14 protein-coding genes are annotated in these 20,933 nt (G+C 35.1%); 9 read left to right on the top strand and 5 right to left on the bottom strand.

Features of this window, described 5'->3' with window-relative positions:
- Positions 1-115: 115 nt before the first annotated feature.
- Both PQO00_RS01640 and PQO00_RS01635 read right to left on the bottom strand, forming a co-directional pair.
- Positions 116-1,798, bottom strand: coding sequence for a DUF4270 domain-containing protein (locus PQO00_RS01640; RefSeq protein ID WP_274183078.1), 1,683 nt, complete (start codon positions 1,796-1,798; stop codon positions 116-118).
- Positions 1,799-1,823: 25 nt separating this feature from the next.
- A complete protein-coding gene (locus PQO00_RS01635; protein ID WP_274183077.1) occupies positions 1,824-2,633 on the bottom strand; it encodes a glycogen/starch synthase in 810 nt (269 codons plus the stop codon).
- Between the two features lie 200 nt (positions 2,634-2,833).
- Here PQO00_RS01635 and panC point away from each other — a divergent pair, with 200 nt between their 5' ends.
- From panC to PQO00_RS01590, 9 genes are all read left to right on the top strand, one after another.
- Positions 2,834-3,685, top strand: a complete 852-nt coding sequence (gene panC, locus PQO00_RS01630) for a pantoate--beta-alanine ligase (RefSeq protein WP_274183076.1) — start codon at positions 2,834-2,836, stop codon at positions 3,683-3,685.
- Between the two features lie 13 nt (positions 3,686-3,698).
- A complete protein-coding gene (gene panD, locus PQO00_RS01625) occupies positions 3,699-4,049 on the top strand; it encodes an aspartate 1-decarboxylase (protein ID WP_135877285.1) in 351 nt (116 codons plus the stop codon).
- A gap of 38 nt (positions 4,050-4,087) precedes the next feature.
- Positions 4,088-5,023 (top strand): lysylphosphatidylglycerol synthase transmembrane domain-containing protein, encoded by a 936-nt coding sequence (locus tag PQO00_RS01620; protein WP_274183075.1) that lies wholly within the window; start codon positions 4,088-4,090, stop codon positions 5,021-5,023.
- Positions 5,024-5,112: 89 nt separating this feature from the next.
- A complete protein-coding gene (locus PQO00_RS01615) occupies positions 5,113-6,261 on the top strand; it encodes an alpha/beta hydrolase (RefSeq protein WP_274183074.1) in 1,149 nt (382 codons plus the stop codon).
- A gap of 207 nt (positions 6,262-6,468) precedes the next feature.
- Positions 6,469-7,827 carry a DNA repair protein RadA gene (gene radA / locus PQO00_RS01610; RefSeq protein WP_274183073.1) on the top strand — a complete coding sequence of 453 codons (1,359 nt, stop codon included), beginning with the start codon at positions 6,469-6,471 and terminating at the stop codon, positions 7,825-7,827.
- A 582-nt stretch (positions 7,828-8,409) separates the two neighbouring features.
- On the top strand, positions 8,410-13,344 hold the full coding sequence (locus PQO00_RS01605; protein WP_274183072.1) for a LamG-like jellyroll fold domain-containing protein: 4,935 nt from the start codon (positions 8,410-8,412) through the stop codon (positions 13,342-13,344).
- 238 nt (positions 13,345-13,582) lie between these two features.
- Positions 13,583-17,026, top strand: a complete 3,444-nt coding sequence (gene ileS / locus PQO00_RS01600) for an isoleucine--tRNA ligase (protein ID WP_274183071.1) — start codon at positions 13,583-13,585, stop codon at positions 17,024-17,026.
- Positions 17,027-17,030: 4 nt separating this feature from the next.
- Positions 17,031-17,411, top strand: coding sequence for a TraR/DksA C4-type zinc finger protein (locus PQO00_RS01595; protein ID WP_274183070.1), 381 nt, complete (start codon positions 17,031-17,033; stop codon positions 17,409-17,411).
- A gap of 50 nt (positions 17,412-17,461) precedes the next feature.
- Positions 17,462-18,100 (top strand): lipoprotein signal peptidase, encoded by a 639-nt coding sequence (locus tag PQO00_RS01590; protein WP_274183069.1) that lies wholly within the window; start codon positions 17,462-17,464, stop codon positions 18,098-18,100.
- 123 nt (positions 18,101-18,223) lie between these two features.
- Here PQO00_RS01590 and PQO00_RS01585 read toward each other — a convergent pair whose 3' ends face one another.
- The 3 genes from PQO00_RS01585 to rimK all read right to left on the bottom strand — a co-directional run bounded on the left by PQO00_RS01585 (position 18,224) and on the right by rimK (position 20,849).
- The gene (locus tag PQO00_RS01585) at positions 18,224-18,787 is read right to left on the bottom strand and encodes a 5-formyltetrahydrofolate cyclo-ligase (protein WP_274183068.1); all 564 of its coding nucleotides are present in this window, start codon (positions 18,785-18,787) and stop codon (positions 18,224-18,226) included.
- Positions 18,788-18,989: 202 nt separating this feature from the next.
- Positions 18,990-19,961: a succinylglutamate desuccinylase/aspartoacylase family protein gene (locus PQO00_RS01580; RefSeq protein ID WP_274183067.1), complete on the bottom strand. Its 972-nt coding sequence runs from the start codon at positions 19,959-19,961 to the stop codon at positions 18,990-18,992.
- 9 nt (positions 19,962-19,970) lie between these two features.
- Positions 19,971-20,849 carry a 30S ribosomal protein S6--L-glutamate ligase gene (gene rimK, locus PQO00_RS01575; protein ID WP_274183066.1) on the bottom strand — a complete coding sequence of 293 codons (879 nt, stop codon included), beginning with the start codon at positions 20,847-20,849 and terminating at the stop codon, positions 19,971-19,973.
- Positions 20,850-20,933: the final 84 nt, after the last annotated feature.

Below are 20,933 nucleotides of genomic sequence, written 5' to 3'. Positions count from 1 at the left end.
AATAAGTATTAATAAAAGATTAAATAATATATGAAATAATGATTTATACGATGAAATTCACTTATGTGTTTGTTTGCAAACACATAAGTGAATTAAAAACTTTTTTAAAAACTTTTTAGTTATTTTCAGGCTCTGTGAAAAATACTTTTAATGTCATTCTTCTGCCTTCTGGGAGAACATTCTCATTGCTTCCATGTAAAACAGTGCCTCTTGGCGTTAAAATGGCAGCAGCTGGAATCCCTGTAAGGTCATCGTCATTACTATTTAATATTTGAGCACTAGCAGTGTTATTGACATTTGTTGATAATACCAAGCCTATTTTTGTATTGGTAGAGTCTCTTAGTAGAATATTATTTAAATGTTCCGTAAGACGTATTTTATACTTTTTTTGAACGGTATCGCGTTGACTTAAGTGAATTATTTTAGAATTGAAGGGTGCTTGAGTGTTCTCGGTCGGATCAATGCTATAATCAATAGTAGGAATATTGTTTTTAACATCATAAGCATAAATTCTATCGTATTTGTGAAAATCATTTCCATAAGTACCGTTATTTATGTCTTTATCTTCATAAACAACCAAATGTGCCTGGTTAATAAGTTTTTTTAATAGAAAGTTTCCTGTACTATTATCTTTTAGATAGCCACCATTGCCATCGGACATCCTAAAATCATCAATAAAATCTTCTAAGGCATCTGGAATATCATTGTTGTCGGTATCCTCATTGCCAAATAAATCGATAATGCTCATAGAGCCTTCCGCACCTTTCAAATAAAGTTTTTCATCTCCTAAAAGGGGGTCTCCATCTGTTAAAGTTACATTATAATTATTTATAAAGGTGTTAAGTCTGTTGCCTCTAAAATTAAGAGTATATGTAGCTTGTGTTCTGGAATCGTCTGCTCCTTTGGTATAGTGTATCGTAATATTAGCATCTGTTGAACCCAGATTCATTAAGACCATGTTCCCTTTTGGATCCGCAGGGTTTTCAGGTTCTGCCTTAAAATACAGTCCTCTAAAATAGTCGTAAAAATTACTGGCATTGCTCAGCTCAGGTTGTCCTTCTTGATCTATAATAACAGATTTCCAAAACGGTTTATCGAGACGTGTCCTAAAGGCAGGAGGGGTTCTTGTGGTTACGGCATCATCACCTTCACCAACGGTTGTCTTAATAGCATCCCCGCTAGGAGTAAATATAGTATCCTTTATTATGTCGCTTGCGTGGTTATCAAAATTTATGGTATTGTTTTCGGTAAGCGCAAAATTGTCGGTTGTTCCATCATCAGCCTTAGAAAAATAATTTTGAATACTATTCTCTGAATTTGGATTAAAGTTCCTTAAGAAATAATTATTACGGTAAATAGTTAATTTAATTGTTGCAGTCTCATCTCCATATAAAGAATCTTTAATAGAATATGCACTATTACCTTCATCATCAACACCATTAGGTCTGTTAACATAAGGAATACTTAAAATAACAGAGTCGATAACAGGATTGTCACCAAAATCAGGATTAAAAGAGGTTGGGACTATTTGGGTAACGATGCTGGCAGTGGTTTGCCCAAATTCTGGATCATCAAAAAAACCAAGTAAATTAAAGTTTAAGTTGTTTATTTGTAGAGCATTAAGTTTTTTATTGTATGCAGATATAGGAAGCATTAAGCTGTCTATTTTAAAGTTTGCATTTCCTTTTCCTAAAACGTCACTTTCTATAACACTAAAATCCTTATCACATGCTATAAAAGATAAAATGATTAGTAGAAAAGTAATAGGAAATTTAAAGGCTTTAATCGTCTTTTTCATATATATGTTGAATGAATATAATAGTTTAACTTAAAACGCTGGTATTAAAAAATGTTGTGTAAGCTTCACCAAATTCATCTTTATTTTTGTATTCTAAAATAGGTTTGTTAGATGCTTCTAAATAAGATTTTAAATCTTCGGGAATATTTTCAGATCCTACGATTAGTGCATCAGAATAATCAACAGCAATTTTCATTAAGTTATTATATGTAGGTTCTTCAAGCACACTGATGGCATCTTCATTTATGTTGTCAAATTTAATCTTATTAAGCATATCTTTATTTAAGGTATTGTTAAAACTTTGATTATAAATTGAAGTAACAATTTTGCTTTCGTTAAATAAAGGCTCTCCTTTATAGTATTCTTTCAAGTATAAAGGCAGTAATGATGCCAACCAGCCATGAACATGAATAATATCTGGAGACCAATTTAATTTCTTAACGGTTTCAATAACCCCTTTTGCAAAGAAAATAGCACGTTCATCGTTATCTGAAAATAATTTGCCAGCTTCATCGGTCAACGTCGCTTTTCTTTTAAAATATTCATCATTATCAATAAAGTAGACCTGTATACGTTCTTTGGGAATAGACGCAACTTTAATAATAAGAGGCATGTCTAAATCATTTATCACTAAGTTTATACCAGATAACCTTATCACTTCATGGAGTTGGTGCCTACGTTCGTTTATGTTGCCGTATCGGGGCATAAATATTCTTATTTGACCGCCTTGTTGATTCACCAATCTAGGTGCTTCAAAAGACATGGAAGAAATTTCGGTTTCTGGTAAATAAGGAACTACTTCAGATGATACATATAATATCCTCTTATCTTTCATATGTTTGTTTTTGTTGACATTTTACAGTCTAATATAACTAGCAATCGTTGGTCTTTTTTTTAAAGAGAAATTTTATAAAGCTTATTTTTTTGATGGGATCACTTTTAAAAAATCAAAATAAAAAACACGCAAAAGTACAAAATTTTATGCAAATTGGCTGTAAAATCTTAAGTTTGCACGCGTTAATTTTTTATTAAAAAGTGGAATTATACTCAGAAAAACAACAAATTACAACAGCCATTGATGTTTTAAAAACAAAACAGTTAACATTAGGGTTGGTTCCTACTATGGGGGCTTTGCACGAAGGCCATTTACAATTGGTCAAAAAAGCTTTGGAAGATAATGACAAAGTGGTTGTTAGTATTTTTGTTAATCCCACACAATTTGACAATAAAGAAGACTTGGAAAAATACCCAAGAACACTTAAGAATGATCTAAACCTGCTTAAAACCGTTAGCAAAGAAAACATCATGGTTTATGCGCCTACAATAGATGATATTTACGAAGGCAAAACGGTTTCCCAGAACTTTGATTTTGATGGATTGGAGTTTGAAATGGAAGGTAAGTTTCGTAGTGGTCATTTTGATGGAGTAGGTACTATTGTTAAACGTTTTTTTGATATTGTGAAACCGCATAATGCCTATTTTGGAGAGAAAGATTTTCAACAGTTGCAAATTATAAAAAAACTAGTTGAGAAGGAACGTATTCCAGTTAATGTAGTAGGTTGTGAAATACATCGAGAGGATAGTGGTTTAGCAATGAGTTCGCGCAATACGCGACTAAAACCAGCGTATAAAAAAGCAGCCCCTTTTATTTATGAAACTTTAACAACTGCCAAAAAGTGTTTTGGCACAAATAGTGCTAATAAAGTTTTGGAATGGGTTGAAAATCAGTTCATGAAACATGATTTATTAGAATTGGAATATTTTATTATTGCTGATGCCGAAACTTTAAAACCAGTGAAACGAAAATCAAACAAAAAATCATATAGAGCGTTTATTGCAGTATATGCAGATGATATTAGACTTATTGATAATATCGCACTAAATTAATTATCTTTGCCACATGCAAATTCAAGTAGTAAAATCTAAAATTCACAGAGTAAAATGCACAGGTGCAGAACTCAATTATATAGGTAGTATTACCATTGATGAAGACTTAATGGAAGCTGCCAATATCATACAAGGTGAAAAAGTTCAAATTGTTAATAACGATAATGGCGAGCGTTTAGAAACCTATTGTATTCCTGGCCCACGTAAAAGTGGTGAAATTACGCTTAACGGTGCAGCGGCTAGAAAAGTTTCGGTCGGTGATACATTAATTTTAATTACTTATGCCTTTATGGATATTGAAGCCGCTAAAGGTTTTAAGCCCTCATTAGTTTTCCCAGATGAAGCAACCAATTTATTAAAATAGGGATTTTGAACCAAAAGATAAAAAGAATACTAAAAATTATGCTCCCATTATTATTGGGAGTTTTTTTGGTCTGGTATTCGTTGTCTCAAATCTCTATTGATAAATTAGTAGAATATTTTAAAAAAGCAAATTACACATGGATTTTTTTAGGTGTGTTTCTAGGGCTTTTAAGTCATTTGTCAAGAGCTTATCGTTGGCGTTTTCAATTGGAGCCCATGGGGTATAATATTAGATTGGGCAATAGTATTATGGCCGTATTTGCCACCTATTTAATAAATTTAACGATACCAAGGGCCGGTGAAGTAGCTAGAGCTTCTATACTTACAAATTACGAAGGGGTACCTTTTGAGAAAGGTTTTGGAACTATTGTCGCCGAACGTATTGCAGATATGGTTGTCATGCTTGGCATCATCATCATGACGCTTTTCCTTCAATTTGATTTTATATATGGGTTTTTAATTAAAAAATTCGATCCATTTAAGGTCGTAGTTGCCCTTGCTGTGGGGGTTGTATTGATTGTGTTTTTTTTAAGGTTTATAAAGCGGAGCAATTCCAAAATAGCTATAAAAATAAGAGTGTTTATCAATGGGCTCATTGAAGGTGTGTTTAGTATTTTTAAGATGAAAAAAAAGTGGGCATTTATTTTCCATACACTATTTATTTGGGGGATGTATCTTCTTATGTTTTATGTGACTTCATTTTCTCTTGAGCAAACTCAAAATATTCCTTTGGCGGCCATATTAATTGGTTTTATAGCAGCTAGTTTTAGCATTGCAGCCACTAATGGAGGTATTGGCTCTTATCCTGAAGCTATAGTACTGGCGTTTTTGTTATTTAATATTCCAGAAGACCCGAGCCGTGCTTTTGGTTGGATTATGTGGGTCTCTCAAACTCTTATGATTATAATATTTGGAGGCATGTCCTTAATTTATTTACCTATTTACAATAGGAAAAAATCAAAAAAGAAAGTTTAAAAACTCTGTAAAGGTTGCAAAACTTTGCTTTTAATCTCTCTCATTATTTATTACCTTGCCAATATTAAATTTCAAATCATTTAATCAAAATGAAGCAAATATTTTACGTCTTACTGTTTGGGTTATCGATCCATTTAGCTGAAGCCCAGATTAAATATGAAACTATTGAATCTTCGAAATTAGGAGCATCCAGGGAGCTTAAAATACAATTACCAAGAGGTTATAATAGCAATGAGGATAAAAATTACCCGCTATTTATTGTGCTGGATGGTGATTATCTATTTGAAGGGGTTGTTGGAAATGTAGATTATCTCTCCTATTGGGAAGATATGCCAGAATCCATTATTGTAGGCATTAACCAGATTGATAAACGATTTGATGATTGTATGTATTCTGAACAAAACTCATTGCCCATTGATACGGGGTCTAATTTTTTTGAGTTTATTGGGATAGAGCTTATTCCATATATAGAAAAAACATATAGGACGGCTCGTTTTAGAGTTGTTGTAGGCCATGGAGAAACGGCTAATTTTATTAATTACTTTTTATTAAAACCCGAACCATTGTTTCAGGGTTATATTGCTGTTAGCCCAGATTTGGCCCCGAATATGATAGATTATTTGCCAGAGCGGTTAAGTAAGTTGGAATCTAAAGTGTTCTATTATTTAGCAAACACTAAAAATGATCCAAGCTCTATAAAGGAAATGACCGAAGTTTTGAATAAAGATATTTCCGCTATAGAAAACGAGAACTTAAATTATAGTTTTGATAGTTTTGAAGCACCATCACACTACTCGGCACCTTTACACGCTCTGCCAAATGCCATTGAAAATATTTTTAGAGTATTTCAGCCTATAAGCAAAAAGGAATATAAAGAGACGATACTTGAACTGGAAACGTCTCCTGTAGATTATTTGGTAGAAAAGTATAAAACTATAAACGGTCTATTTGGTCTCGAAAAACAAATTCTAATTAATGATTTTAAAGCTATTGAGGCAGCCATAGAGAAAACCGAACAATTTGAATATTATGAAGCGTTGGGTAAAATAGCTAGGGATCAGTATCCGAAAACCCTTTTAGGAGGTTATTATTTAGCACGTTTTTATGAAGAAATGGGAGAGCCAAAAAAGGCCATGCGGACCTATGAAACGGCTTATACTTTAAAAGAAATTGGAGGTATTACAAAGGATTTACTAATTGAGAAAATAAATTTAATTAAAGAAGATTTTGGGTATTGAAATCATTTAAACTTTTATAATTGGCTAAAAAATTGCCCTTTTATACCCATTTTTTGTCTTTTTTTTATTTCGTAGCAATGCTATGCAATTTAAAAAAACCTTCAATTGGTCGCAAAATGACTAATTTTCGCTTCAATCCAAAAAGTTTAAATGAGTTCATTAATAATGAAGATTCAAATCTCAATTTCTAAATTCCAAAAGAATTAAATGGCAAAGGTAAAAACGACTTTTTTTTGTCAAAATTGCGGGGCTCAATATGCAAAATGGCAAGGACAATGCAATGCTTGTAAAGAATGGAATACTATCGTTGAAGAAGTTATTCAAAAGCCGGAAAAGAGTGATTGGAAATCTCCAACATCCACTGTCAAAAAAATAGCTGTTCCGTTACGAATCAAAGATATAGATCTTTCTAAAGAGCCACGGCTTAACACTTTTGACGGTGAGTTTAATCGCGTATTAGGAGGAGGTATAGTGCCTGGGTCTTTAACATTGTTAGGTGGAGAGCCTGGCATTGGTAAAAGTACATTATTGCTGCAAATTTCATTAAAGCTCCCTTATAAAACTTTATACGTTTCTGGAGAAGAAAGTCAGAAACAAATAAAAATGCGAGCAGAGCGCATTAACCCAAATAATAATCATTGTTATATACTAACAGAGACAAAAACACAAAACATATTCAAACAAATAGAGGCTTTAGAGCCCGATATTGTTATTGTAGACTCAATACAGACACTGCATAGTGATTATATTGAGTCTTCCTCGGGAAGTATTTCCCAGATAAAAGAATGTACTACAGAACTCATAAAGTTTGCTAAAGAAACAGCGACACCCGTTTTGTTGATTGGCCATATTACTAAAGATGGACATATTGCCGGGCCCAAAATTTTGGAGCATATGGTAGATACCGTATTGCAATTTGAAGGAGACCGAAATCATGTATTTAGAATTTTAAGAGCTCATAAAAACCGTTTCGGTTCTACCAATGAATTGGGCATATACGAAATGCAGGGTTCTGGGCTTCGAGAGGTGACCAACCCATCAGAGGTTTTAATCTCTAAAAAAGATGAGGAATTGTCTGGAAATGCCATAGCGGCAACCCTAGAAGGGATGCGCCCATTAATGATAGAAGTGCAAGCTTTGGTTAGTACAGCGGTTTACGGAACACCGCAACGAAGTGCTACGGGCTTTAATGCAAAACGTCTCAATATGCTGTTGGCCGTATTGGAAAAGCGTGCTGGATTCAGGTTGGGAGCAAAAGATGTGTTTTTGAATATTACAGGAGGCATTACAGTAGACGATCCAGCTATTGATCTGGCAGTTGTCGCTGCTATACTATCTTCTAATGAGGATACGGCATTGCAGAAAGACTTTTGTTTTGCTGCCGAGGTTGGCTTGTCTGGAGAAATTAGACCGGTACATCGTGTAGAACAGCGTATTCTAGAGTCAGAAAAACTTGGGTTTTCAACTATATTTGTATCTAAGTATAACAAAATCTCGCTTAAAAATACTGCCATTCGTATTCAACTTATTTCTAAGATTGAAGATTTAATAGGGTTTTTAATATAATACTACAGGCTTTAATTGAAAAAGAATTCCCCGGTGCTCTGCGTCGGGCCTGCCAGCCGGCAAAGGCAGGGTTTCCGATGGAACTGTCATTCCCATGAGGCCACGGAGTACTTCGGCTATGCTTGGTATAAACTAAAGTCGAAGTGAAAACGGGAATCTAAATACAAAATTTCGGTTTTTGACCCTAAAGGTCAAAACTTTGTGCTCAACTTGATTGGGTATGAAATGAGTGAAACCAGTGCAGGAGCGAAGTCGAAGTATACCTCTATGGCTCTGTCTCTAGGATAGTTCGTTTCAATATTTTTTTAACCTGATTTTACTTACAGAAACAATGCCATATATCACTTCGTCGAATTATTTACACTTTTTATCTGATTTTTTATTGCTTTTGTCGATTATTTAAATTAATATTGTAACCGAAATACTATATATATAGATGCTTAGTGCATCATTTTGAATGAATCTTTCCCTCAATTTTTAAATTCAAAAAACTAATAAATAAATTTATTCATGGTGTATTTAAGTACTTCATGTTATTGGTATCTGTAAATTAATTGAACTCAAAACAATTAAATTATGAAAATGAATTATAAAACCTACCATTGGATTTTCTATCTAATTATTGTTCAATTCTTTTTAGCAGAAAACCTTTATGGTCAATACTGTACTCCAAAAAATATTGGAACGTTTAACACAAACTATATTTCTAATGTAAGTATAGGAAGTATCAATAATTCTACCTCTGGCTCAACAGGAGGGTATACTTATTTTTCATCAATATCTGCAACAGATCTTACTGCTGGTGAAACCATTGAGGGAACCGTAACAGTGACACTAAACGGATGGAATAAAAATGAGAACACCTTAGTCGTATGGATAAATTTTAATAATACAGACGATGATTTTGAAGATGATGGTGAAGCATTCTTTTTTACTGTGCAAGATGGAAGTAATAAAAGAGGTAATAAAACAATTGATATCCCTATCTCTATACCTGTTCCTAGTTCGGCTTTAGCAGGAGCTTCAATGATGCGTATTGGTTTTAGAACAGAAAAGAATACCAATTTCACATCATGTGATTATAAATATCAAGCAGGAGAAATAGAAGATTATAATATAAACATACTGTCAGATAACTCGGCTTCATCGGGACAAAATCAATTTAATTACTGCGTTCCTAATAATATAAATAGTAATAATATTGTAACTATTTCCAAAGTTGATTTGGCAGGAATAAGTAATACGAGTTCGGAACCTACAGGAAGTTATACCTATAATTCGTCTTTACCTGATGGTGAGGTGAGTATTGGCGAGACCATTAAAGGAACTATTACTTTAGAGTTAGACGGTTGGAATACAGACGTAAATACAGTTGCCGTTTGGATGAATTTTAATGAGGGGACAGATGATGATTTTGATGATAGTGGAGAACGGTTTTTATTTAATGCAAGGGATAGAAGAAACGTAAGAGGAACAAAATCAATAGAGGTGCCAATTGAAATTCCTGTTCCTGAGAATGCTGATTCAGGGTCTTCATTAATAAGAGTTGGTGTAGTGAGAGGTAATAATACAAATTTCTCGTCATGTAATTTTTCGTATGAGGCAGGAGAAGTAGAAGATTATAATATGAGCTTTGTTTCGAGTAGTGGCCTTTCTAGTAGCGTTTCGTCATCACAAGATACAGATGGAGATGGAATACCCGATTCAGTCGATATAGACGATGATAATGATGGTATCATAGATTCTTACGAATGTTCGGCAGCTATTCAGTTTAACAATGCATCATTACTAACAGCTACAGATTTGAGTGACGTAAAAGCTGGCGAAAAAGTAGTGTATTCCAATGCTTTGTACTTTCAAAATCAATATTATGATATTGTTCTTACGGTTATTGCCATTAATGGATCCTATACCGTAGATTGTAATAATGAGTTAAGGATAAGTACTTTTAATTCCAGTAGTGATGATTATGTGACGTATTCATTTGACTTGGTTGAAGCGGGAACTGCAACTTCAGGGGATCCTATAGGGGTTCCAGCGGCTTTATACGACATTATTTTAGAATTACGGGATATTGATACCAGGTCTTACAGGGATTTTACAGAAATAGCAGGGTTTAATCCATCCACGGTAACATCTACGGTAACCCCATATTTAAGCAATACAACAAATTTAGAGCAAGCAGGCTTTGTTAACGGGCCAGATCCAGCCGGCTATACTTTATATAGATTAGACCCTACAATTACTGCTCCCAATACAGATTGGGTGTATGAGCCAGATGATGGCGGTACGCAAGGTGATGATCCAGATTTTTATTTGTATATGGAGTTCGATAAGTTTTCTCATGTCGATTTATTATATGGTGCCACGGGAACACATACCAATACAGGTGTGAGATTGACAAATTTTGGAGTTAGTTCTAGATGTGATTTTGATAATGATACGATCTCAGATACGATAGATATTGATAGTGACAATGATGGGATCCCGGACAATGTAGAGGCCCAGCCTACCATTGGATATATTCCGCCTAGTAATGCAATGGGAGGAAGTATTACAGATGTAAATGGTAACGGATTAGACGATGTATACGAATCTGCCATGGGAGGAAAAGACTTAAATCAATTAGAAGACACCGATGGAGATGGCCTAAAAGATTATTTAGATGGAGATTCTGATAATGATGGCTATGCAGATATACAGGAAAATGGTATGGCAGACACTTTTACCGCTGCCGATGTAGATGGAGATGGTTTGAATAATGCATTTGAAACAAATGGTGTTATGGATGCTTTTTTAGATGTTAATGAAGATATTGAGGATCCTACCGATTTGTCAATTTTGCCGGATGCAGATGGAGACTTGTTTTCAGGAGGAGATTTGGATTATAGAGATTTATTTGACGGTAATCCACCACCAATAGCCTCCATAGATTTTGATGGTGTAGATGATTATTTGTCACGGGCTTCTTTTATAGATGGTTTAAATGATGTTACCATTATGGCTTGGGTAAAGTCAGATTCAGGTAATTCTACAAATATGACTGTTGTGGGAGAAGACACAGGGTGTAAAGTATGGTTACAAAATGGAAATACCCCTACATTTACTATTAAAACATCAGGAAACTCTCAGGAAACTATAAGTTGTAGTACTATTAATTTTGATGAATGGCACCATATAACAGGCACTTATACAAGTACAACAGGGTTAATGCAGCTTTTTGTTGATGGCGAATTATTAGCTTCGGCAACGGTTGCAAGTACAGGAGCGGCTATTGAGAACACTGAAAACTCTAACGGGAATTTTGAGGTAGGTAGGTTTTCAAATAATGTATCGGATAAAGAGTATTTTAAAGGTGATATTGATGAGGTAAGGGTATTTGATGTGGTATTGACACAGGAGCAACTAAAAAAGATGGTGTATCAGGAAATTGAAAACAATTCCGGAAATACGATAGGTGCCATCGTAGGAAAGAATATTGAAGACACGGCTACGGGTGCTACCGTACCTTGGACTAATTTGATAGCCTATTATCCCATGACAAATATTATAACAGGGACGACTTCAGATTATTCAAGTTATGATAAGAAACTGTATTTAAATTATATTGATACCGTTCAAGATCAAACAGCCCCCATGCCTTATGTTTCTTCAAATAATGGCGATTGGACAGCACAATCTACATGGCAGCACGGCGATGTTTGGGATATTGAAAATATAGCAACCAATAAAGATTGGAGTATTGTAAAAATAGCAAGTGATGTTTCAGCTTGCCACTCCGTAGAAACAGCAGGGCTCATAATTGACACTGGGTATACTTTTAGGGTTCACAGTGAAAACCTTGTCGAAAACACCTGGTATTTGGAGTTGAATGGAACGCTTGACTTAGAAGACGATTGCCAGCTAATACAGACCGTAAATAGCGATCTGGTTACCTCTGCAACCGGTAAGCTTTTAAGACGCCAGGAGGGCACTTCGAATGTGTACAGGTATAACTATTGGGGATCGCCAGTCGGGGCTATGGGCGTTACAAGTTTGACAGATAACAATGCATCTACAAACAATACGAATAATACACCGTATAGCTTGAACATGATCAAGGACGAGGCAGGAATTAATTTTTCTTTTACTTCTGCCTATGACGAAGTTGGAAAGATCAGTACCTATTGGATTTACACTTACAAAAATGCTATGACGTATTGGGACTGGGCATTTCTTTCGCCCAATACACCGCTGGAATCTGGAGTAGGGTACATACATAAAGGAACAGGGAATGCGGGAATAGAGCAGCAATATATTTTTGAGGGTAAACCAAATAACGGGACCATATTGGTAAATGTCACCGATGTAGGCGGACCGGGATCGGTCACATCCGTGTCAAAAACAGAATACCTGTTAGGAAATCCATATCCATCGGCTTTAGATATCCATAAATTTATTGACGACAATGCCGGGGTCATAGATGGGACCTTACAATTATGGCAACAATGGGCGGGAGATTCCCACTATCTTGACCAGTATAAAGGAGGCTATGCACAAGTAAATAAATTGGGGTCGGTAAGGGCCTATCAATTTGTAGGCTTCTATGGCGCCCATAACGGTTCTCAAGATGGGACCATAACCCCTTCAAGATACCTTCCAGTTGGTCAAGGGTTTATTACAGAAATTGTTGCAGATGGCCAGGTAGAGTTTAACAATGACCAGCGGATATTCATAAAAGAGTCGGAAGCAGATGGGACCTATGACAACGGATCGACATTTTTTAAATCGAGTAATACAAAATCCAAAAAAGGTAAGATCTCCAAAGAAAGCGAAGCGCAAAGCGGTATGCAGAAAATCCGCATAGAGTTCAATTCAACATCAGGGCCAAAAACGAGAAGAGAGCTACTTTTGGGCTTTAGTGAAACCACTACAGATGGGTTTGATTACGGATACGATGCAGAATGTGACGAATCTACTAACAACGACTTTAATTTAAACTTAGAGGGCAAGAATATGAATATGCAGGCATATGGTCCCATTACTGTTGATAAGGTCATACCGTTGAATTTTAAATCTTCTGGAGATAATGCATTTGAAATTAGAATGACGGAAGCAGAAAGTCTAGATGAAGATCAAGCGATTTATTTAAGGGACAATTTAACAGGGAACTATTTTGAATTAACAACAGAGGAAGTGTATGGTTTTAGTTCAGAACAAGGTAAGTTTAATAAAAGATTCGAAATCGTTTTCCAAAATGAATCCAAAACTTTGAGTGCTGAAGAAGCCACGTTTACGGAGAATTATATTTATTATCAGAACAGGACAAATACCCTGTTTGCCAAAAAGTTAAGCAGTCAAGTTAAAAAGTTGGCCTTGATTAATATGAGGGGGCAAACTGTTTTAGAAGCCGAAAATGTACCGACAGAAAGTTTAGAGAATGGTTTTAAGTTTGATAATATGGCGACGGGAGCCTATATAGTATGTTTAAGAACAGAAAAGAATGAGGTGCTCACCAAAAAGATTGTTTTTAACTAATCTGTTTTCTTGAAAAATATAACAAAGACTAAAGGTCTGAAAAGTCTATTTTACAAGAGATTCTTTTTTATGAATTAACCTAAGAGGATTTTGATAAGGAAAAAAGACGGTTCAAACCCGTAACAGTGTTTTTTGTGTAACCCCATGATTTAAAAATCATGTCCTTCTTTTTACAATAAACTAACTTCTTTTTTATCAAAATTCCTTAAATTCGCATCCTTATTAGAATAAAGAGTAAATGAGCACTAAATTTCCTGAATATAAAGGACTTGACTTGCCAAATGTGGCAAATGAGATACTACAATATTGGCAAGAAAATAACATCTTTGAAAAAAGTGTTTCTACCCGAGAGGGTAAAGAATCGTATGTGTTTTATGAAGGGCCACCATCGGCAAATGGACTTCCTGGAGTACATCACGTTTTAGCACGCGCTATAAAAGATATTTTCCCACGTTACAAAACCATGAAAGGTTACCAAGTAAAGCGTAAAGCGGGGTGGGATACTCACGGGTTGCCTATTGAATTGGGAGTTGAAAAAGAATTAGGTATCACTAAGGAAGATATAGGTAAAACGATTTCGGTAGAAGATTATAATGCAGCTTGTCGTAAAGCTGTGATGCGTTATACCGATGTTTGGAACGATCTCACTCAAAAAATGGGCTACTGGGTAGATATGGACGATCCGTATATTACCTACGAGCCTAAGTATATGGAGAGTGTTTGGTGGTTATTAAAGGAAATTTATAATAAAGCGTTGCTTTATAAAGGGTATACCATACAGCCATATTCACCAAAAGCAGGAACAGGTTTGAGTTCTCATGAGTTAAATCAACCGGGAACCTATCAAGATGTTACCGATACAACGGTGGTTGCTCAGTTTAAAAGCCCCCTAACCCCCAAAGGGGGAATTGAAAACTCAATAGCAAATGCGTTTGAGCTCTCTCCTCCTTTGGAGGGGTCGGGGGAGGCCTTTTTCCTAGCTTGGACAACCACACCTTGGACATTACCGAGTAATACTGCCTTAACCGTTGGACCAAAAATTGATTACGTTTTAGTTGAAACCTATAATCAATATACATTCGAGCCAATTAAAGTGGTTTTAGCTAAGAAACTGGTCGATTATCAATTCTCTGGAAAATTCAATCAAGTAGAAGATAGATCAGAATTATTAAGTTATAAATCGGGAGATAAAAAAATACCTTTTCAAGTCATTGCAGAATGTAAAGGGGATGATTTAGTAGGCATAAAGTACGAGCAATTATTACCCTATGCTTTGCCAAACGACCATCCAGAAAATGCTTTTAGGGTCATTTCCGGTGATTTCGTAACGACGGAAGATGGTACGGGAATTGTACATACGGCACCTACTTTTGGGGCAGATGATGCCTTAGTTGCAAAACAGGCAAAACCGGAAGTACCACCTATGTTGGTAAAAGATGAAAATGGTAATTTGGTGCCACTTGTAGATTTACAAGGACGTTTTAGACCAGAAATGGGAGAATACGCAGGCAAGTACGTAAAGAATGAGTATTACAATGAAGGGGAAGCACCAGAGCGTTCTGTTGATGTTGAGATTGCTATCAAATTAAAAGAAGAAAATAAAGCCTTTAAGGTCGAAAAATATAAGCACAGCTATCCAAACTGTTGGAGAACCGATAAACCCATTTTATATTATCCTTTAGATTCCTGGTTTATTAAAGTAACCGATGTTAAAGATCGTATGCACGAACTTAACAACACTATTAATTGGAAACCAAAAAGTACGGGCGAAGGACGATTTGGTAACTGGTTAGCCAATGCTAACGATTGGAATTTATCCCGTTCACGTTATTGGGGCATTCCATTGCCAATTTGGAGAACCGAAGATGGTAAAGAAGAAATTTGTATTGGGTCTGTTGAAGAATTAAAATCAGAAATGGATAAAGCTGTTTCTGCAGGTGTTTTAGCAAAGGATATCTTTGAGGATTTTGAAGTGGGAAACAATTCCGAAGAAAACTACGCTAAAATAGATTTACATAAAAACATTGTGGATGCTATCGTATTGGTATCACCATCAGGTCAAAAAATGTTTAGAGAAAGCGACTTGATAGATGTGTGGTTCGATTCTGGCTCTATGCCTTATGCACAGTGGCACTACCCGTTTGAAAATGCAGATTTAATTGATAAGGGGACAACTTTTCCAGCAGATTTTATAGCAGAAGGCGTTGATCAAACAAGAGGCTGGTTCTATACATTGCACGCTATTGGAACGATGGTTTTCGATTCTGTGGCTTACAAAAGTGTGGTGTCTAATGGATTGGTATTAGACAAAAACGGACAGAAAATGTCGAAGCGTTTAGGAAATGCTGTCGATCCGTTTGAAACCTTAGGGAATTATGGAGCAGATGCGACACGTTGGTATATGATTAGCAATGCAAATCCTTGGGACAATTTAAAATTCGATTTAGAAGGTATTGAAGAAGTAAAACGCAAGTTTTTTGGGACCCTTTATAATACGTATTCGTTCTTTACCCTGTATACTAATTTAGATAACTTTAATTATTCTGAAGCAGATATAGCTTTAAAAGATCGCCCTGAAATAGACCGTTGGATTTTGTCTGAATTGCATACATTAATAAAGAAAGTAGATGCATTTTATGCAGATTATGAGCCTACAAAAGCAGCACGTGCTATTTCGGATTTCACGCAAGACTATTTAAGTAACTGGTTTGTTCGTTTAAGCAGAAGACGTTTTTGGAAAGGGGATTACCAACAAGATAAAATATCGGCATACCAAACACTTTATACCTGTATGGTTGCTATTGCTAAGTTAGGAGCACCCATAGCACCATTTTTTATGGACAGACTGTATTTGGATTTAAATTCGGCTACCCAAAAAGAACCATTTGAAAGTGTCCATTTAGCAAACTTTCCCATTTACAATGAAGCTTTTGTCGATAAAAGTTTAGAACGAAAAATGGAAAGCGCTCAAACAATATCATCATTGGTTTTATCGTTAAGAGCAAAGGAAAAAATAAAAGTGCGCCAACCACTCCAAAAAATAATGATCCCTGTAGATAGTGATCAACAAAAAGAAGAGATATTGGCTGTGTCGGAGTTAATAAAACATGAAGTAAATGTTAAAAGTGTTGAGCTCTTAGAAGAGGCTTCAGAGATCCTGGTAAAGCAGATAAAGCCCAATTTTAAAGCGCTTGGACCACGTTTTGGTAAAGAAATGAAACTAATTGCCAACACGATTAAAGCCCTTAATTCTGACGATATTAAAAAAATTGAACAAAATGGTATTTTAGATGTTGAAATTAATGGAAAAAATATTACTTTAGGGCTTGAAGATGTAGAGATTACATCTCAAGATATTGAAGGTTGGTTGGTTGCAAACGAAGGATCGTTAACAGTGGCTTTAGATGTTACAATATCTGATGATTTACGAAAGGAAGGTATCGCGAGAGAACTAATTAATCGGATACAAAATCTGCGTAAAGATTCAGGGTTTGAAGTCACAGATAGAATTGATGTAAGGCTTCAAAAAGATGACCATGTTATAAATGCTGTTAATGCAAATATGACCTATATTAAATCGGAAACGTTAACCAATGAACTTGAAATTATTGACAAATTAGATAATGGTATAGAAATTGTTTTTGATGATGTAAGTACCAAATTGTTTATACAAAAACATTAAAGTTATGAGTACAGATGCAAGTGTAAGATATTCTGATAAGGATTTAGCCGAGTTTAAAGAGTTAATTACAGAAAAAATAGAGAAAGCAAAACATGATTTAGAGCTTATAAAAAGTGCGTATATGAATGACCATAATAATGGGACTGAAGATACATCGCCTACTTTTAAAGCGTTTGATGAAGGAAGTGCAGTTATGAGCAAGGAATCCAATTCTCAATTGGCCATTAGACAAGAAAAGTTTATTCGCGATCTTAAAAATGCATTGATTAGAATTGAAAATAAAACATATGGCATTTGTCGTGTAACAAAAAAACTAATCAATAAAGAACGCTTAAAATTAGTGCCTCATGCTACTTTAAGTATTGAAGCTAAAAACATGCAATAAATATATATTCACAACGTCTCGATTTAAATCGAGACGTTCTTTTTTTAATTATGTCCCTGAAAAAATCGATCATCCTTATCATTCTAGTATTGCTTATCGACCAAATAAGTAAAATATATATAAAAACCCATTTTAAACTTCAGGATAGTATTGAGGTGTTTGATTGGTTTAAGATATTTTTTATCGAAAATAATGGTATGGCCTGGGGCACAAAAATTAGCGATTTCTCATCATATATATCAGAGAGAACAGCCAAAGTGATATTAACACTATTTAGGGTTTTCGCTATTTTTGGTATTGGTTATTGGTTGTATAATGCTACAAAAAATAAAAGTTCTAAAGTATTGATATTAGCTATAGCTTTAATATTTGCCGGTGCTTTAGGTAATATAATAGATTCGGTTTTCTATGGTGTTTTGTTTGACAGTAGCCGCAATCAAGTTGCCACATTTTTACCAGAAGCGGGAGGTTACGATGGTTTGCTTCATGGTAAGGTCGTAGATATGTTACATTTGCCTTTGTACAATGATTATTTGCCAGATTGGATACCATTTTATGGCGGTGAATTCTTCACATTTTTCGAACCTGTTTTTAATGTTGCCGATGTTGCAATAAGTGTAGGTTTCGTCATGCTTATTGTTTTTAATAAGAAAGCATTTCCAAAGACAAAGCACGACGGGGATAATTAATTAGCTCAATTTAAAAATCAATAAGTTATATTTAAACATCAGGTTGAGCACAGTTGAAATAAGCAGCAATATAAGTGTATTTATCGTTAAAATATGCCAGTTTTAGATCGAAGCTTACGTTAATCAGAATGTGTAGATAGTCTCAGGTGTCACACAATAATCCAACTTTATATCGCTTTCATAAACATCTGTAATCTTATCTTCAGCCTTAAAAAAAGACAAACCAATTTTAATGGTTTCTGGCTTGCAACCAGCCAAAAAACGGTCATAAAATCCTTTACCATAGCCAACCCTGTTCCCAGCTTTATCAAACCCTAAAAGGGGTATAAAAGCCACATCGATTTTATCATTTGAAATGGCAATACCATCAACAGGCTCCGGAATGTTATAACTGTTTTTTTTAATCTTTATGTTATCGGTTAAAAGAAAATGGGTCATTAGTCCCGTTTTAAAATCACTTTTAGAAATAACAATATTCTTATCCTTTCCTGATAAGATATTAAGAATATAATCAGTATTGACTTCCCTTTGTTCTTCAATCGACAGAAACAAATGATAAAAAGTATGTTCCCAAATAGGCAGTTTTAAAACATGGTTAGCTATACTTAAGCTTAGCGTATCCATTTGCTCTGGGGATAACTGTTTTCTAAGAACTTTATATTTATGCCGCAATTCCTTTTTAATCATAATGAGACGGTTTGAATTTCAAAAAGAAACAAATTATAGCTAAATCATTATAAAAAGCCATTTTTATTTACACAGCCCAGACCTGTCAGGTCTAAAGCTGAAAAACAACTGATAAGGCTATATTGTTTCTAATTTAAAAAAATATCTTCGAATAACATTTTATCTTGGTTTGACTATATATGGGTTTAGAGGTTTAATAGGTTTATTTAAACGCTGTTGAAATGTGGAAAAGGGCATCGCCTTGATAAACAATAGGCGCTTCGTTTACATTTATTATGTATCCAGAATGGTCCGCTTTCACAAAATAATTAAACTTGCCATAAGGGTCTGTAATGTTACCTAAAATATCGCCTTTCTGTACTTTGGAGCTTATTTTTGCAGATGTTTGAAACATGCCCGAATATTTAGCACGTTTCCATTTGCTTCCATATATAAGAATACAATCTTTTTTAGGGGTTGAGACTTTAAATTTAGAGTTTAACATACCTAAATGATTTAGAATGCGTTTAGCGCCATTCACCCCAGAATTAGTTATTACATCGTCTATATGAAAGGACTTTCCTCCTTCAAAAAGAAGCAAGGGCTTTCCTAATTTAGAACAAGTGTGCCTAAAAGATTTGGTTAGATGCTTAGAGTATAATACAAAAGGAGCTCCAAAGACGGTAGCTAGTTTGTTAAGTTGCTTTTCCCCTTCAATGATACGAATTTGTGGCGCATTAAACCTGCCGGAACCACCCGTGTGAAAATCCATAATATAATCTACATATGGTACAATTTCATGTATAAGTTTATGCGCGACCCTACTTGCCAAAGAACCATTTGAACTTCCTGGGAATACACGATTTAAATCACGTCCATCAGGAAATTCACGTTTTAAATTTATAAAACCAAAAACATTGATCACTGGAATACAAATAGTAGTGCCACATTTTGGTTTGTTAATACCTTTTGCAATGAGTTGCCTAACAATCTCGACCCCATTAACCTCATCGCCATGTATGCCAGCGGTAAATAATACTATGGGGCCTGGTTTTTTAGAGCGCTCAATAATTACCGGCACATTTACAGGAGTAGAGGTATGTAAATTAGCAACATCAAAACTAGCTTCCTTACTTTCTCCGGGTTTAATAGATACCCCAAGAATGGTTAATAAGTTGGTTTTAGTATTCGCCATTAATTTTGTTTAACTGTGTCTATTTCTTTCAATGTAAGTAATGATGCTTTTAGCAATATTTTTGCCTGTACCGGCTTCAATGCCTTCTAAACCAGGCGTGGAGTTTACTTCTAAAAGTAAAGGGCCTCTTTTAGATTGTAGCATATCTACACCACAAACAGGAAGTTTTAAAGCTCTCGATGCTTTCATGGCCACTTTTAATTCGGCTTCATTAAGTTTTATGACCTTAGCGGAGCCGCCTCTATGTAAGTTAGAACGAAACTCCCCTTCTTTACCTTGTCTTTTTATAGCGCCAATAACTTGACCGTCTACGACTAAAGCTCTTAAATCGGCACCTTTAGCTTCCGAAATGTATTCTTGAACCAGAGCTCTTGCCTGCAAGCCATTAAAAGCCTCCAAAACGGATTCGGCAGCATTTTTAGTTTCAGCCAGTACCACGCCAAGCCCTTGAGTCCCTTCAAGAAGCTTTATGATAACAGGGGTACCCCCTACATGGGTAATGACCTTCTCAACATCTCTAGAGTAATTGGTAAATACTGTTTTTGGCATACCAATACCAGCTTTAGAAAGCCTTTGGAAACTCCTTAGCTTGTCTCTCGACCTTATAATAGCATCCGATGTGACCGAAGTAAATACATTCATCATCTCAAATTGTCTAACAACAGCACAACCAAAAAAGGTTGAAGAAGCTCCAATGCGAGGGATAATGGCATCTACATAGTCCAGATAACGATCCTTGTAATAAATGGTGGGCTTTTCTTTTTCAATAATAAGGTCACATTTTAAGGGATCTATGACCTCCATAATATGTCCCCGTTTTTCACCTTCTGTAACAAGGCGCTCGGTAGAAAACAAATTAGGATTTCGTGATAGAATAACTATATTCATTAAAATATGGGTTAACCAAGTACTGCAATATACTAAAAAAGGTAAACGAATTTTTACATTATCTAGAATTTAATATACCTTTGA

Origin of the sequence: Flavivirga sp. 57AJ16 (assembly GCF_028736925.1) — a bacterium.
GTDB lineage: Bacteria > Bacteroidota > Bacteroidia > Flavobacteriales > Flavobacteriaceae > Flavivirga.
Note: the sequence above shows the minus strand (reverse complement) of the source record. Positions and strands in the feature narration are given on the sequence as shown.